This window comes from Leptospira perolatii (assembly GCF_002811875.1).
Lineage (GTDB): Bacteria > Spirochaetota > Leptospiria > Leptospirales > Leptospiraceae > Leptospira_B > Leptospira_B perolatii.
In genome coordinates this window covers 80875-95561 of sequence record NZ_NPDZ01000004.1, presented here as the reverse complement: position 1 = coordinate 95561, position 14687 = coordinate 80875, and the positions used below count along the sequence as shown (strand labels likewise).

At 43.1% G+C, this 14687-nt stretch carries 10 protein-coding genes; 9 read left to right on the top strand and 1 reads right to left on the bottom strand.

Annotated features, from left to right (window positions below; translation table 11 throughout):
* Positions 1–270 precede the first annotated feature (270 nt).
* Positions 271–3051 (top strand): transcription elongation factor GreA, encoded by a 2781-nt coding sequence (greA, locus tag CH373_RS08205; RefSeq protein WP_100714584.1) that lies wholly within the window; start codon positions 271–273, stop codon positions 3049–3051.
* A gap of 99 nt (positions 3052–3150) precedes the next feature.
* Here the strand turns inward: greA and CH373_RS08200 are convergent, their stop codons facing one another.
* Positions 3151–4935 carry a M23 family metallopeptidase gene (locus CH373_RS08200; RefSeq protein ID WP_100714585.1) on the bottom strand — a complete coding sequence of 595 codons (1785 nt, stop codon included), beginning with the start codon at positions 4933–4935 and terminating at the stop codon, positions 3151–3153.
* A gap of 126 nt (positions 4936–5061) precedes the next feature.
* Between CH373_RS08200 and lptE the strand changes: the two genes are divergently transcribed.
* The 8 genes from lptE (at position 5062) to CH373_RS08160 (ending at position 14663) form a co-directional block, all read left to right on the top strand.
* Positions 5062–5622, top strand: coding sequence for an LPS assembly lipoprotein LptE (gene lptE, locus CH373_RS08195; protein ID WP_100714586.1), 561 nt, complete (start codon positions 5062–5064; stop codon positions 5620–5622).
* A gap of 230 nt (positions 5623–5852) precedes the next feature.
* Complete coding sequence (locus CH373_RS08190; RefSeq protein ID WP_100714587.1) at positions 5853–6341, top strand: Fur family transcriptional regulator; 489 nt, start codon at positions 5853–5855, stop codon at positions 6339–6341.
* Complete coding sequence (gene tgt, locus CH373_RS08185; RefSeq protein WP_100714588.1) at positions 6338–7462, top strand: tRNA guanosine(34) transglycosylase Tgt; 1125 nt, start codon at positions 6338–6340, stop codon at positions 7460–7462. The genes CH373_RS08190 and tgt overlap by 4 nt, the downstream gene beginning before the upstream one ends.
* 69 nt (positions 7463–7531) lie before the next feature.
* A complete protein-coding gene (locus CH373_RS08180; RefSeq protein WP_100714589.1) occupies positions 7532–7867 on the top strand; it encodes an STAS domain-containing protein in 336 nt (111 codons plus the stop codon).
* Positions 7868–7913: 46 nt separating this feature from the next.
* The gene (locus tag CH373_RS08175) at positions 7914–9653 is read left to right on the top strand and encodes a lipoprotein LipL71 (RefSeq protein WP_100714590.1); all 1740 of its coding nucleotides are present in this window, start codon (positions 7914–7916) and stop codon (positions 9651–9653) included.
* Positions 9654–9801: 148 nt separating this feature from the next.
* Positions 9802–10680, top strand: coding sequence for a carboxylating nicotinate-nucleotide diphosphorylase (gene nadC / locus CH373_RS08170; protein WP_243393317.1), 879 nt, complete (start codon positions 9802–9804; stop codon positions 10678–10680).
* Positions 10680–12713: a RelA/SpoT family protein gene (locus CH373_RS08165; protein WP_100714591.1), complete on the top strand. Its 2034-nt coding sequence runs from the start codon at positions 10680–10682 to the stop codon at positions 12711–12713. The genes nadC and CH373_RS08165 overlap by 1 nt, the downstream gene beginning before the upstream one ends.
* Before the next feature lie 162 nt (positions 12714–12875).
* A complete protein-coding gene (locus CH373_RS08160) occupies positions 12876–14663 on the top strand; it encodes an extracellular solute-binding protein (RefSeq protein ID WP_243393334.1) in 1788 nt (595 codons plus the stop codon).
* The last annotated feature ends 24 nt before the right edge of the window (positions 14664–14687 follow it).

Below are 14687 nucleotides of genomic sequence, written 5' to 3'. Positions count from 1 at the left end.
TCCTGAGGGGGACTCTGTTTCTCTTGGGCCAAAAATTGAAAGAGAGATGTTTAGAATTTTCTGCCAAGTGGACTCGCTCGAAATTTAGAACAAAACCAAGGAATTTTCTCCAAAAATCGGGCCTTTTGGAGACTTGGCGAGCCAGGGCGAAATTCTAGTTTACGGATAAGGTTACCTGGCTATAATTGATTTAGAAAGGGCCCTAAAGAGACAAAACCAGCGGCTATTCCATTCAATTTTCAAGCCGACCCCATCGGTGGAGTAATTCCTATGTCTAACGAAACTGCGACAACCGCGGAAACCAAGCCTGCCAGCGATTTGGACAAGCTTACATCCCTCTTCAATGAGGAAATTTACGTCCGCTCGGACGCCAACTCCATCCCTGCATCCAGATTTAAAATCTATGATGATTTAATCGAATTATTCACCTCTTCCGGTTTATCTGATGCTGCAAAAGTTAAGTTGGAAGAGCATTTAGCGGAGCATCCAGAGAGTATTTCCGCAAGATATATGCTCGGAATATTAGGATTAATTAAAGGAAGCATAGATGCAGCGTCTTTCTTTAAGAATCTACTCGATGCTTTCAAGCAAGCGGGTAAGTGGGCGATCATCGAACACATTACCGATAATATTCTAAAATATGGCGAAGAAAGATATGCTCTACGTTTCAAAGCAGAAGCGTTAGAAAAGCTGAAGAAAAATAAAGAACTCAAGCCTGTTCTAGAAAAACTCGCAAAGCAAGACCGCAAGAATCCCGAAATCGCCAAAAAATACGGACTCGCCATCCTCGAAGAAAATCGAGATAGAGCTATTGCATTCTTAAAACAAGCAATCGAAACCTTTGCCAAGACCAAAGATTACGAACAGTTCGAGGAAATTTGGCCTATCTTTGTAGCGAATAGCTACGACGATCTTCAGTTCGTAGAAAAAATCGAAAGAGTTCTTCTTGGGCACAGAGAAAAAACCAGACTCGCTGGATATCTCTATCCTTTGGTTGAGCCTTGCAAGATTACCGAAGATTGGGACAAGGTAATCTATCTATTAAAGAAAATTTTGGATCACGAGCCAATTTCAAACAAAGCTCGTAACGAGTTGATTCGCGTTTACAAATTGAAGTACGCAAATCACAGTCTTTTAGAAGACTTCTTAAAGATGTCCGAACTGGGAAATAACAGGAAGCCTGTAAAGGTTTGTATTTCCAATTTCGAAAGAAACATCGTATTCGATACGAATAACTACGTTCTCCATAGAAATTGGGGAGTCGGCAAGATCGTATCGATTTCGCCTAACGGTGATTCTATATTTGTGGATTTCAAGGATAAGAAAAACCACAAGCTGTCTATCCAAATGGCGATCACGAGCTTAAAACCGCTCAAAGTGGATCATATTTGGGTAAAATACTACGAAAACAAAGATGCCGTAGTTAGCTTATTCGAGAATAATATTCCGGAATTCTTCAAAGAACTTCTGACTTCCTTCGATAACCATATGCTGGTTTCAGAGATCAAGGCCGAAGTCGTAGGAAAGTTTCTACCGACTTCTGAGTGGTCCAAATGGTGGAACAAAGCCAAGAACGTAATTAAGAAAGAACCGAAGCTCGGATTTAATCCTAAGAAAAAAGATGAACTAGAGTATCGCGAAAAACCGATTACCTTTGCCGAAGAGCTCACTGAAAAATTCAACGCGAACACCGATGCTTCCAAGCGTTTGGACATCGCGATGGAAGCTCTTCGCAACAAAGAAGAAGCAGAGAGCGCGATCGATACGTTTGCGCATCATTACTTTGAAGAAGAAGATTCGAGTGATCCTTATCGCAGAATCGTAGCATATCTGTATTTAAACGAAGTGGCTTCCGAAATGGAAGGAGAAGACGGAGCTCCTTACGACTTCCAAAGAAGACAAAAGGAAGAGGACGCGGCCGTACTGATCAAGAATCTAAGTCGCGAGGAACTCCTCGAAATTTCCGGAAAGATTACGAACTTAGAAATCAAAAAAGCTTTTGTGGATCTGGTCAAAAAGTTCCACAAGGACGCGATCAATATTTTGGTCGGATTACTTTTCGAGGTGCCGGTCAAAAACAACAAGTACGTTGTTTCGGTTCTTGAAGACGATAAAAAGTTTGCGGAACTCAATCTATTTATTGAGACAGCGGCAAGCCGCGCCAAAGAAAATCCGGAAGTGTTCCTCTGGGTTGCCAAGTCCATTCTCTGGAAAACTTGGGAAGAGGAATGGATGAATGTATCACGTCAGGATTTGATCCTAAGGGTACTTCGTTTATTAAAACCTTTGGCAAAAATCGAAGAAAAGGGAACCAAACTCAAAAACACCTGCCAAGAGATTCTATTCGGAAATGATGCGGCAGTCGTAAGAGAAGCGATTGAAAACGGAGATTCTGAGTACATTCGTAAAGTGTACGCTCTGTATCGCGAGGTTCCTTATATCGAAGAAACCGAAAAGGACAAGCTTTTGGCCCTGATCCAAAGCATCAAACCGGACCTGGTTTGGGAAGAGGAAGACGAGGGCGACGAAGAAGACGACTTCTTTACCGGAATTCCGGAAAACGCGGTGTTGGTTACTCGCTGGGCTCTAAACCAGAAAAAAGCAGAATTCGAACACCTTGTAAACGTAGAGATGCCTGAAAACTCCAGAGATATCGGAGAAGCTCAGGAAAGAGGGGACTTACGCGAAAATGCAGAATACAAAGCTGCGATGGAGCGTCAGGTTCAACTACAAGCTCAGATCAAGAAGTTAGAGCAAGAACTGAAGAATGCGGTAGTATTAGATCTTTCGAATGTAAAAACGGATCGTATCAATATCGGTACTACTGTAAAACTGAAGAACGAATCTTCTGGAGAATCTCACTCTTACTCAATTTTGGGAGCTTGGGATGCTGACACCGAAAAACATATCATCTCCTACCAATCACCTTTGGCTAAATCACTGCTCGGTAAACGAGTGGGTGACATTGCCATCTTGAATTTGGGTGGAGCGGAAACTAAGTTTAAAGTATTGGAAATTTCTCGCTACTCTCTGCAAAACCAAGAGAACTAAGTTAAGATCTTCCAATCTTTTTGGCAAAAGCCATCTCAGATTCAATGAGATGGCTTTTTTATTTTCCGAAGTGATTTTTATGAATCGCTATTTCGTAATCTAATTCTGGATTCGAACCAGATCCGTAAACCAATCAGAGGTATTTCCAGCTCTATCTTTAATCCGAATCTGAACCATGACTTTTGTTTTCCAACGAGAGAAAGATTTAGGGATTTTCAAGATCAGCATTTTACGATCCGGATCAAATTCCGTCGGATAAGGTTCACCCTCTAAAAGCACTTCGGCGCCTCCCGCATAACCGGAGCCTACATCCGAAATCATATACAATCTTTCTTCCCAATCATTGTCCCTTGCCTCTGGCACAGAACGAAACCTGGTGATCATAAAAGGATGAGCAATGATTGGTTTTGCATCATCTTCCAGAATGGCCAAATATCCTACTTTTGTAAGATAGGAGATTGTTCCTCTTTGTCTGAGCGCGGACCATCTTTTGGATCCTTTGTCGAAAACGTAAACGTGATCTTTTTTGCCGAGTCGTATCCCCTTCCAGGTGAGTTCAGCTTCTCCAACCCAAGTCAGATCTGTAGATTCTAACTCGTAGGCATGTCCTTTCAGGGTTAAGCCTTCCGGAAGTTTCGCATCTTCTTCTAGTTTTTCTAATTTTCGAAAAGTTAATTTTCCGGATCCGTAAGTGGTTCTCGGAGAAGTTTTAATTTTGAGAAGACTATCGGAAGATGCGAATTCGGTTCGAGTAATTGTCTGCTTTTTGTGATCGGTTTGGATTACTTCGATCGGCAAGTCTAAACGAGAAATGTTTCCTGCATGATCAGAGGCGGTTAAAATCAGATGAACCGTACTTCCGATCGGACTGGATTTCAGATCTAGGGTAGGACCGTCTTCCGGGAACAGATTGTACACATAAATGGGTGGATTCAAACCGGAACGGTTCGAATCAAAAATTGCGTGGTGAGTCCTTGCTTCCTCAAAGCTCATTCCTCGAAAGGATCTCTCGAATAATAAGTTCTCTCCTAAGTGCGCAGAAGTATAGAATAGGTTATTTTTATTTTTCGATGTCATCAGATCATAAGCACCGATTCTAACTCTTAGTTCTCCACCCAATTTTAAGATCTGATCTCCCCCCAATACGAAGTTTCCTTCTGCTTTTTTCTCTACCGGTAGTCGTAACTGAGTTCCATCGCTTGAGTCTATGTATAACAATAAAATTTCCGGCGGAGTCGTATCCGTTCCTCTCATTGGTAAAAAGGGAAGTGGATTCAAAGTACCGCCAGGCAAGTGCAGCTCGAAGTGAAGGTGGCTAACCCCTGTTCCTGATTCCCCTAGTCTGGCAAAGGATTCTCCCTTGGATAAGCGGAATAAATTTTGCGGAAGCTTTACACTAAATTCTCCTCCGCTCAACAAGCTCAAAGCCTCTCTTAAATATTCGATTTCCCTTTTGCTCCCGAGTGTATCTTGGAGGTGGGCGAACTTGGCTTTCAAATTTGATCGGACAGATTTAAGCATAACATTGAGTCCGTATCCTTTTGTAGATTGCGAGATGGATTCCACGTATCCTTCAAAAGGAGAAAGAGCTAAAAGTCCGTTTGCCTGGAAGGTCTTGAAATCGCATCCCATGTGCAGGTGATGCACTCTAAATTCCGCATACGATCCAGAAATCGGAGTTTCGACCTCCGTCGGAAATTTTAAGGTTCCGAGATCTGCGAGTAGATCGGGAGGCAAGTCTTTCCAAATGGAAGCAAATGTTTTCACCTCTTTTTTCCCGACCGAATGCAAGGAAGCAAGCTTGGGTGTCGTTTGCGCGGTAAGCAAAGAAAGGCTAGGAGATAAAATCAGGAAAAGAACGAAAAATCGAAGCGAAAAAAGCATTCTAGGAAGATTCCAAAAATTTAGAAAGAATCCATTAGGAAATTCCTAATCCTTTCGCCGGAAATGTAAAGCAAGAATCCTGTAAATTCGTTGCGTCAATCGGAAGATCCAAAAGTTTGAAGGATTATGCGACACTGCGTTTCGCTTTTTGTAATTACGATCTCCCTACTCTTATGTTCCTGCACATATCTGACTCGGGAACCCGGGGTTCCACCGAAAATTGACGGAGTTCCTATCCCCGACGCAAAACGTACTGTCTATGTTCAGAATTTTAGAAACAACTCCTACGGGATGGGATTGCACACACAACTCACGGGACTGGTTCGTCAAGAAATCGATTTCAGAGGCAGGTTTTTGCAAACCCGGGAAAAATCCGGGGCGGCTTACAGAATCTATGGGGAAATCAGTCACTATCAGTTAGTCGGAGCTCTTTTAGACCAAGGGGGGCAGCATTTAAGTCGAGAAATGTTGGTCGTCTGTAGAGTAGAACTGCAGAAAGCAGGAGGGGAAAGGATTCCGCTCGAGAGGGATGAAATTCCGGCAAGAATTGTCTACTCTGACCAGATCGGATTTAGAGAGTCCGAGGCTCAGGCTCAAACTAGATTGCTCAGAATTCTCGCGGTTCGTATTTCGGAAGAAATGGAGAGGGCCTGGTATTTCTCCATTGCGGGAAAGATCGACGAATAATCTCCAGACAATTTTTAATGAGATAAGTCAATGACTTTGACGGAAGCTTTTGGACTTCATAATTTCCTGAAAGATGTTTTGGTGTTTTTGGATTGCGTCCAAACTAGATATTTGATCTCATTGGGGGAAAGGAGTTTGTTGCGGATAGTGAGTAATAGGGATAACGAAGTAAGGGAAATTTCTTCGAGCCTATTTTTTTCGCCTAACCATTAAACATCGACTAGGAAAGCATGAACAAGGATAGGGAAGCCGAAATACTGAATACCGTAAACGAATCAGTCCGCGTCGAAATGAAGACTTTTGCGGACTATTTGCAAAAGAAGGGCCTTAAGATTACCAACCAAAGAATGATGGTTGCAGAGAGAATTTTTTCCCTACACAATCATTTCACCGCGGAAAGTTTGCTCGAAGAATTCAAGGACCAGAGAGATAAGATTTCCAAAGCGACCATTTATCGGATTCTATCCATTATGGTGGAAGCAAAGTTGCTCCAAGAGCATAACTTCGGCCAGGACTATAAGTATTACGAACACATTATAGGTCATACACATCACGATCATATTATCTGTGCGGACTGTGGAAGAATCGTAGAATTTATCGATGAGAGAATCGAACAGTTACAAGAACAAGCCGCCGCGAGCAACGGATTCAAAATCACGGGACATAGCTTGAATATTTATGGGAGCTGTATCACTCCGAACTGTTCTTGGAAGAAATGATCTTCCAAGAAGAATGTAAAGATTCCTCAACTTTTGCGCGCACCGGAACTCTGAATCTAAACGGGATTCAGATTCCGACTCCGGTTTTTATGCCGGTGGGAACTCGCGGAACCATCAAAGCGCTAGATTCAGAAGACATAGATGAATTAGAATTCGATCTGATTCTTGCAAACACGTACCATCTCTATCTCCGTCCTGGAGAAGAAGTTCTAAATCAATTTGGTGGGCTGAAAAAATTCAGTTCTTACAATCGAGCCCTGCTTACGGACAGCGGCGGATTTCAAGTATTCAGCCTCGGTTCATTATTTAAATTTGAAAGAGACGGAGTGACATTCAAGTCTCATATCGACGGAAGTTCTCATTTTTTTTCGCCAGAAAAAGTGATCGATCTCCAGAGGATGATCGGGTCGGACGTAATGATGGTGTTAGACGATTGCCCTCCCGGTAATGCCGATACAAAGAGGATCAAAGAATCCTTGGAGCGGACTCACAGATGGGCGGAGGCATCGGTCAATTATTGGGAAAAACGAAAAAATTCTCAGAATCTTTTCGGAATTTTTCAAGGCGGAATCAATTTAGAGCTGAGATTGGAAAGTCTTTCCTTTTTGAACTCTCTTCCTTTTTCCGGAATCGCCATCGGAGGACTTTCCGTAGGAGAGCCTCGTCCAGATTTCGTAAGAATTATGGAGGGAATTGCTCCCAATACCGACAAAAAACGTCCTCTGTACCTGATGGGAGTCGGAACAGTTCCGGATATTTTGGACGGAGTGAGAAACGGAGTCGATATGTTTGACTGTGTTCTTCCGACTCGCAACGCTCGAAACGGTCAAGTCTTTACTTCCACAGGCAAATTGAATCTTCGAAATGAAAAGTGGAAGCTTTCCGATGCTCCTCTCGACTCAGAATGTTCATGCAAAGTATGTAAAAGATATAGTGTAGGGTATTTGCGCCACCTCCATCACGTGGGAGAACTCACTGCTTTTTCACTCAGCACGTATCACAATTTGCATTTTATGAAAAACTTCATGAAGGAACTTCGTCTCTCGATTCAAGACGGCAAATTTGCAGAGTTTTCCTCTAAATGGAAAAATTTGTATGAAAGATCGGAAATTTCTCGTTGACTATATAGAGAATAACCCCCTTATAGTGGGTTGGTTCAAATAGATATAGTAAGGAGTTGCTGATTTTTTATGGAAATCACCAGAAGGGAAAGCGGTAACATCGTCATTCTCGATATCAACGGAGAGATCGACCTTTACAATGCTCCAGAGATAAAAGACGTAATCGCTAAGCTCATCGAAGAGCAAAAATACTATACCATCATCAACCTAGAGAAAGTTTCTTATATAGACTCCTCTGGGATCGGCGCCTTGATTTCCAGCCTCTCTAACCTAAAGAAATATCAGGGAGGACTTAAAATCATCAATGTCGCGGGATCGGTAAGAAAGGTATTCGAGTTAACAAAACTAACATCTTTCTTCGAAATCTTCGATAACGAATCAGACGCAGTATCCGCCTTTAAATAGGCGGGCCCGTACACGATCCAAAGTTCCTCTTAGGCTGGTGCAATAAATGAAAACTTTTCAAGATGTGTCCTTTCGCATTTTGTTAGCGCTGTCTCTCGGTTTGTTCGTTGCTTGTGGCTCCGAACTCCCACTGAAAGAGCTAGCGAACGCAAAAACCGCAATTACGAAAGCTAAGGAAGCGAATGCAGAAAAATTCGCTCCAGCTGAATTAGAAGAGGCTCGCAAGAGTCTCTTAACCGCTCACGAAAAAGCTTCCAACGAAGATCTCGGAGAAACCAAAAAAAGCGCGGAGTACGCCAGAGCAAAGGCTTTGGATGCGATGGAGAAATCTTATCCGCTCTTGACAGATGAATCCAAGAAAGATGCTTCGGCTTCCATCGATGAGGCGGAAGAAGCATATGCTTCCCAGTTGGCCGCAGAACAGTACAACAATGCTGTGGAGCTTAGAAAAGAGGGTGATTCGCTGCATGATAATGCGGATCGCACTTTGGAATCTTATCCTAGAGAGTCTGGAGATGAAGCAAAACTAAAAACTAGGCTTGCTGCATTCGAACAGTACGAGCAAAGCAATAAGAAATATTCCGAATCCAAGAAAGCAGCCCAAGAAGCCAAGACACTTGCTTTATCTCAAAAACAGCAATTGCTCGATTCTTTGGCAGATATCGAGAAAAACTTGGATGATGCAGATCGCTATTCCGGCGGACAAGATCCTGAGGTCGCTCAAACAAGAGAAAGACTGAACGGAGCAAAGTCTAAAATCGAAGCCGGAAAAATCAAAGAAGGTTATTCTGAGATTGATGAGATCCGCAAAAAATCCAGTGAATTAGTCGCACGAAATATTCAATCTTATGCTGCTAAGAAAAAGACCGAGGCAAAAGAGAGTATCGGTAAGGCTAAAGACAAATTAGCATCTATCGACCAAGCCAAGGTAAAATCAGGCAAGGATCTACAGACTTCTTACCAAAAAGCAGATGAGAATCTCAAGGCTGCTGATGAGTCTTTGGCGGCCGCAGAAGAGCTATTTACCTCCGAAAAATACGAAGATTCTATCAGCCGTTCGGAAGAAGCGATTCGTCTTTCTAGAATCGTAGTAGATCAGGCAGATGATATCGCAGAGAGAATCAAATCTGGAGCTGCAATTGCTGGTAGAACTGGCAATGTAGAGGACGGAACTACTCATCACGATAAGCACCATGACCATCATATGAGTGAATTGCCGGATGGATGGAAACGCTATGTGGTTCGTAAGAAAATTCCTGCGGATTGCCTCTGGAGAATTGCGGCTTACAAGCAGCACTATGGCAATGCAAAGCTATGGAAAAGAATTTATCGCGCGAACAAGAACAAGATTCGGAATCCGGATCTGATCTATCCGAAACAAGTTCTGATTATTCCGCCTAAAAAAGGCCCGGTTACTTTCGACCCTAGCAAGTTGAAAAAGAAGAAACCGACAGGAAGCGATGAAGTAGAAGCTACCACAGAAGAGAAGAAGAAAACGGAGACTCAGCCTGAGCCAGGTGGAAACCAACAAACTCCACCTACTGACGAAGATACTGAGCCAAGCGCGCCGCAGGGAGACCAACCTTCTTCAGGCGATCAGCAGCCATCAACAGGTGACCAGCAACCGCCTTCTTCGAATTCTCAGCCTCCTGCTTCCGGAGAAAATACTGCACCACCTTCTGGAGATAGCGGAAATACGCAACCTTCCGGGGACAGTGCGAATCCAGGAAGCTCTGGACAAAATCCTCCTCCTGCAACTGACGAGGAGCCAGAAGAAGACAGGTAATCAAGGTATCAGCAACTCAAATTTCGATTCCACAATGGAATGGCCCGGAACCTACCGGGCTTTTCTTTTTCTAAAGTACGACTTTCGGATTTCCGCTTGATCCTTCTTTAGATCCGGAAACACTCTATTGTAGAACGAAGGAGAACTCGTGAAAAGGGCTTATACCCAACCAATCTCAAGCGTTCATCCGGAAGATTACCTTTCTCTGGCAAACATGGCCTGGCAGGAAGATTGTCCAGATGAGGATATTACCTCTGTTTCTTTATTTCAGCCAAATGAACAAGCGATAGCTTTCTTAAACTCTAGGGAAGAGGGAGTGCTCTGTGGAAGCGGAGTACTTTCCGTATTGCAAGAACTTGCGAAACATTCCTTTCGATACAAATGGAACTTCCAAGATGGTGAAAGATTTTCCAAAGGAGATACTCTCTGTAGTATCGAAGGAAGCTTACAGTCCATTTTGCGAATCGAAAGAATTCTATTAAATTTTTTGCAATACCTTTCTGGAATTGCAACTCAAACCAGAAAAGTCGTAGATCGATATGGTACGAATGGCATGATGATTTTGGATACTCGCAAGACTTTGCCCGGGTATAGAAAACTGGCAAAGTATGCGGTGTATTGCGGCGGTGGAGCAAACCACAGACTGAATCTTTCTGAGATGGCTATGATCAAAGACAATCATTTAGCGATGTTTTCGAGTGCCTCGGAGCCCGTGGAAAAAATCAGATCTAGATTTCCGGGAAGGCTGGTGGAACTGGAGATCGATTCTCTGGAACAGCTAAGCGATGCTATATTCGCAAAACCGGATGTACTAATGCTGGATAATTTTAGTGTGAAAGATACCAGAACCGCGATCGATATCATTCAGAAAGAAAATCCTAAGATTTTAGTAGAATGTTCTGGAGGAATCACTCCGGAAAAGTTGGAGGAACTTTCCAGATTCTCAGGAGTGGGCGTCAGCATGGGATACCTCACTCATACGACCCGGTTTTTGGATCTCGGTTTGGATATACGGACTGGAAACTAATGGGATTTGTAAAAGCTCCGGCCACAAAGGAAATGCTATTAGAAGGAGTCCGAGATAGGCTCGGAGGCGAGGCTCTAGAACTTGTAGAAAAAGCATACAAAGTCTCTGAGGATGCACACAATGGACAATTTCGTCTATCAGGAGAACCTTATATAGTTCATCCTCTGCAAGTCGGTTATATTCTGTACGAGCTTGGTCTAGACGAGAAAGTGATCTCTGCAGGGATACTGCACGATGTTATCGAAGATACGAAATATTCCAGAGCAGACATGATCCGTGATTTCGGAAACGAGATCACACATCTTGTAGAAGGCGTAACTAAAATCTCCGAGATCAAAAGCCAATCGAGAGAAACCGAGGCCGCAGAGAACATCCGCAAGATTATTATTGCTACGATCCAAGATATCCGTGTGATTTTGATCAAGCTTGCTGATAAAACTCATAATATGAGAACGATTTCGTTTCAGCCTCCGGAAAAGCAAAGAAGGATCGCGAACGAGACCGTATCCCTTTATGCTCCGATTGCGGGAAGACTTGGTATCTATAAAGTAAAGTCGGAGCTAGAGGATCTCGCATTTCAGGTGTTATATCCCGATGACTATCAGGATATAAAGAAAAGAATCAATGTTAAGAAATCGGAACGCGAAGAGTATATCGAGAAACTTCAGATTATTCTAAAGCAAAGATTAACGGAAATTAATATCAATGCGGTTGTAGAAGGCAGAGCAAAGCATTTCTATTCGATTTATAGAAAGATGAAAACGAAGGAAAAAACCTTTGATGAAATCTTTGATTTGCGAGCCATCCGCATCATTACCGAGGAAATTAAGGATTGTTACGGTGTCCTCGGGATCGTGCATACTTTATGGACTCCGGTTCCAGGCAGATTCAAGGATTACGTTGCGACTCCCAAGACAAACATGTACCAATCCTTGCACACGACTGTAATCGGTCCGGACGGAAAACCTTTGGAAGTTCAGATTAGAACCGCGGAAATGAATGCGATCGCAGAATACGGGATCGCAGCGCATTGGGTGTACAAAGAAGGGAAGACTAAGTCAAACGAAAGACCTCTCGCCGTCAAATGGTTGGAGGTCCTACAGTCATGGCAAGATTCTGCTCTGGATCCGAAGGAATTTCTGGAGGAACTCAAATACGACCTTCACGAAGATGAAGTGTTCGTTTTTACTCCGAAAGGAGAAATATTACAGCTTCCTAAAGGAGCTACCGTACTAGATTTTGCATTTCGAATTCATACTGATATCGGATTACATACCAAAGGCGCAAAGATCAACGGCAGGATGATACCGCTGCGAACTGAGCTGCGAAGCGGCGATCAAGTGGAGATTGTCGTAGATAAACGGTCCAAACCGTCTCCGATCTGGATTCGAATCGTCAAAACTTCGTCTGCGAGACAAAAGCTTCGAGCATACTTCCGTAAGTTGAGGGAAGAGACCAGAAAAGACCTCGAGCAGGGTGCGGAGGCGGCCGCTGAGATTACTCTAAACGCGGAAGTTCTTGAGGAACTCAAGAGAAGGCCTTCCGAAAGACAAACGAAGCAGGGTCAAAGCCAACAGATTCAGGGAGAAGGAAAGGTTCTAGTTGCTGGCCTGAGGGATATTCCTGCTCGACTATCTGGATGCTGTTCTCCTTTGCCTGGAGATCAGATCATCGGCTTTGTGACTCGTGGTCGAGGAGTCACAGTGCACAAAAAAAGTTGCCTCGTCGCGATGCGCCAAAAGGAAGAAGAGCAACTCAGAATGATCAGCGTGGACTGGGATTACGGCCAGACCGAACCGGTTCCGGTAAGAGTCGAAGTCAAGGCGGCTGATAGACAGGGGATCTACTTGGAAATGGTAAAAAGCATTTCCGGAACTCAGACAAATATCCTAGAAGCCGGAGCCACTAGAGTCCAGAAGGATACTTTAATGGCGAGATTTCTGATAGAAGTCGAGCATTTGGACCAGTTGAAGGAGATCCTCGGAAATCTGAAAAGAATTCCGGATGTGGTTCTTGCTCACCGTGTAAAATGATCCAAATTTCGGATTTAAATTGTAGTAAAGTGATAGTTTCCCGGGCTCCAATAGGGAATATTGTTAAGCGAAGAATATATTAAAAAAATAGAATGAGGTTCGTCATTGAAACCGAATACAAAAAAAACGACTCATATGCTTCCATTTACTGTTTCTGTGCTGATGCTCGCGACAGTAGGCTTTATGCTCTTTTATTGTGGCGGGGACAGAGAAGAGGGCGACTCTAACTCTGCGATCCAGGACTTGCCTTGGGAAGGAAGTCTCTCTTCCATTCCTGAAGCCCTCAGAAAAAAGAATCCGATTGTTTCTGAGGATGCGGTAAAAGGTGGTACTTACAGAGTTTACAGCCACCAATTTCCGAAATCATTGAACTATTACTTAGAGCAATTCTCCACAACCGCGGAAATTTTTCAGATGATGTTTGAGCCATTGCTGGATTATCACCCGATCACTTTACAGCCGATTCCTCACTTGGCCAGTTCCTGGACTATTTCGCCTGATAAGAAAAAGTTCACCTTTTATATGGACCAGAATGCGAAGTGGTCCGATGGAAAATCGATCACTGCTAAGGATGTGCTTTTTACTTACGAGACCTTGATGGATAAGGCGAACAATACTCCGATTTTCCGCATCGGACTTTCTAGATTCGAAAAGCCGGTCGTAGTAAACGATTTCCAGATAGAGTTTACTCAAAAAGAAATCCATTGGTCCAACTTCGAGACAGTTGCGCATTCTCTGTTCATATTGCCGGAACATTTATACAAAGGAAAAGATTTCAATAAGGAAAACTTTGAGTTTCCTGTCGTTTCTGGTCCTTACGAATTGGTCTCGGCCAAAAAAGGTCGGTATGTAAGGATGCGAAGAAGAGCGGATTACTGGATGAGGGCTTATCCGTTTTATAAAGGAAGCGATAATTTTGACACGGTACTTTTTAAAGTATTTAATGAAGAGGCAGTTGCTTTCCAAGCATTCAAAAAAGGTGATATTGATCTGTATCCGGTTTACAAGGCTTATACATGGGTAAAAGAAGCGGTCGGAGAGACTTTCGACAGCAATTATGTGATCAAGCAAAAAGTATATAACGAAAAACCGATGGGATTTCAAGGCTGGGCATTCAACATGAGGAGAGCCCCTTTTGACGATGCGAAGGTCAGAAGAGCGATCGCACTTCTTGTCGATAGAAAGCTTCTAGTGGAGAAGCTCGCTTTCAATGAGTACGAACTTACAGATTCTTATTATTCCGGAGTTTGGTCCGAAGGACAATTTCCGAGCCCTCCGATTCAATATGATCCGAATCTAGCTCGAAAATTATTATCTGAAGCAGGCTGGAAGCCGAACGCGAAAGGGATTTTGGAAAAAAAGGGGAAGGAGTTTAAGTTCTCTATTCTTGACCGGGATCGAAGCACAGAGAAATATTTTACGATTTTTATAGAGAGAGCCCGAGAGCTAGGGATAGTTGCTTCGATTGAAACCACCGATCTCGCGGAATGGGGCTCTCGCATGGATAAGTTCGATTTCGATATGACTTGGGCAGCATGGGGAGGAGGTCTGTTTCCGGATCCGGAATCCATGTGGTATTCTAAATACGCAGATGAAAACGGTCAGAATAATATTACAGGTTTTAAGAATTCCGAAGTGGATAAACTGATCGAAATGCAGAAAACAGAATTCGATGTGAAGAAAAGAGAATCCATTCTTAAAAAGATAGATCAAATTCTAACCAAAGAAGTTCCGTACGTTCTTCTTTGGAATACTAAGTCTACCAGGCTGCTTTATTGGAATAAATTTGGATATCCTACGAATTCGCTTGGAAAATTTGGAAGCGAGAGCTACGCAAAAGGACTTTGGTGGTTGGATGAAAAGAAATCCGATTTACTTGAGTCTAGTAAAAAGAGCAAAACTCCATTACCTAAATATAAAGCGATTCTGAAATATACACCTCAGATCTAATCGAATCGGGTCAAAGAATTATAA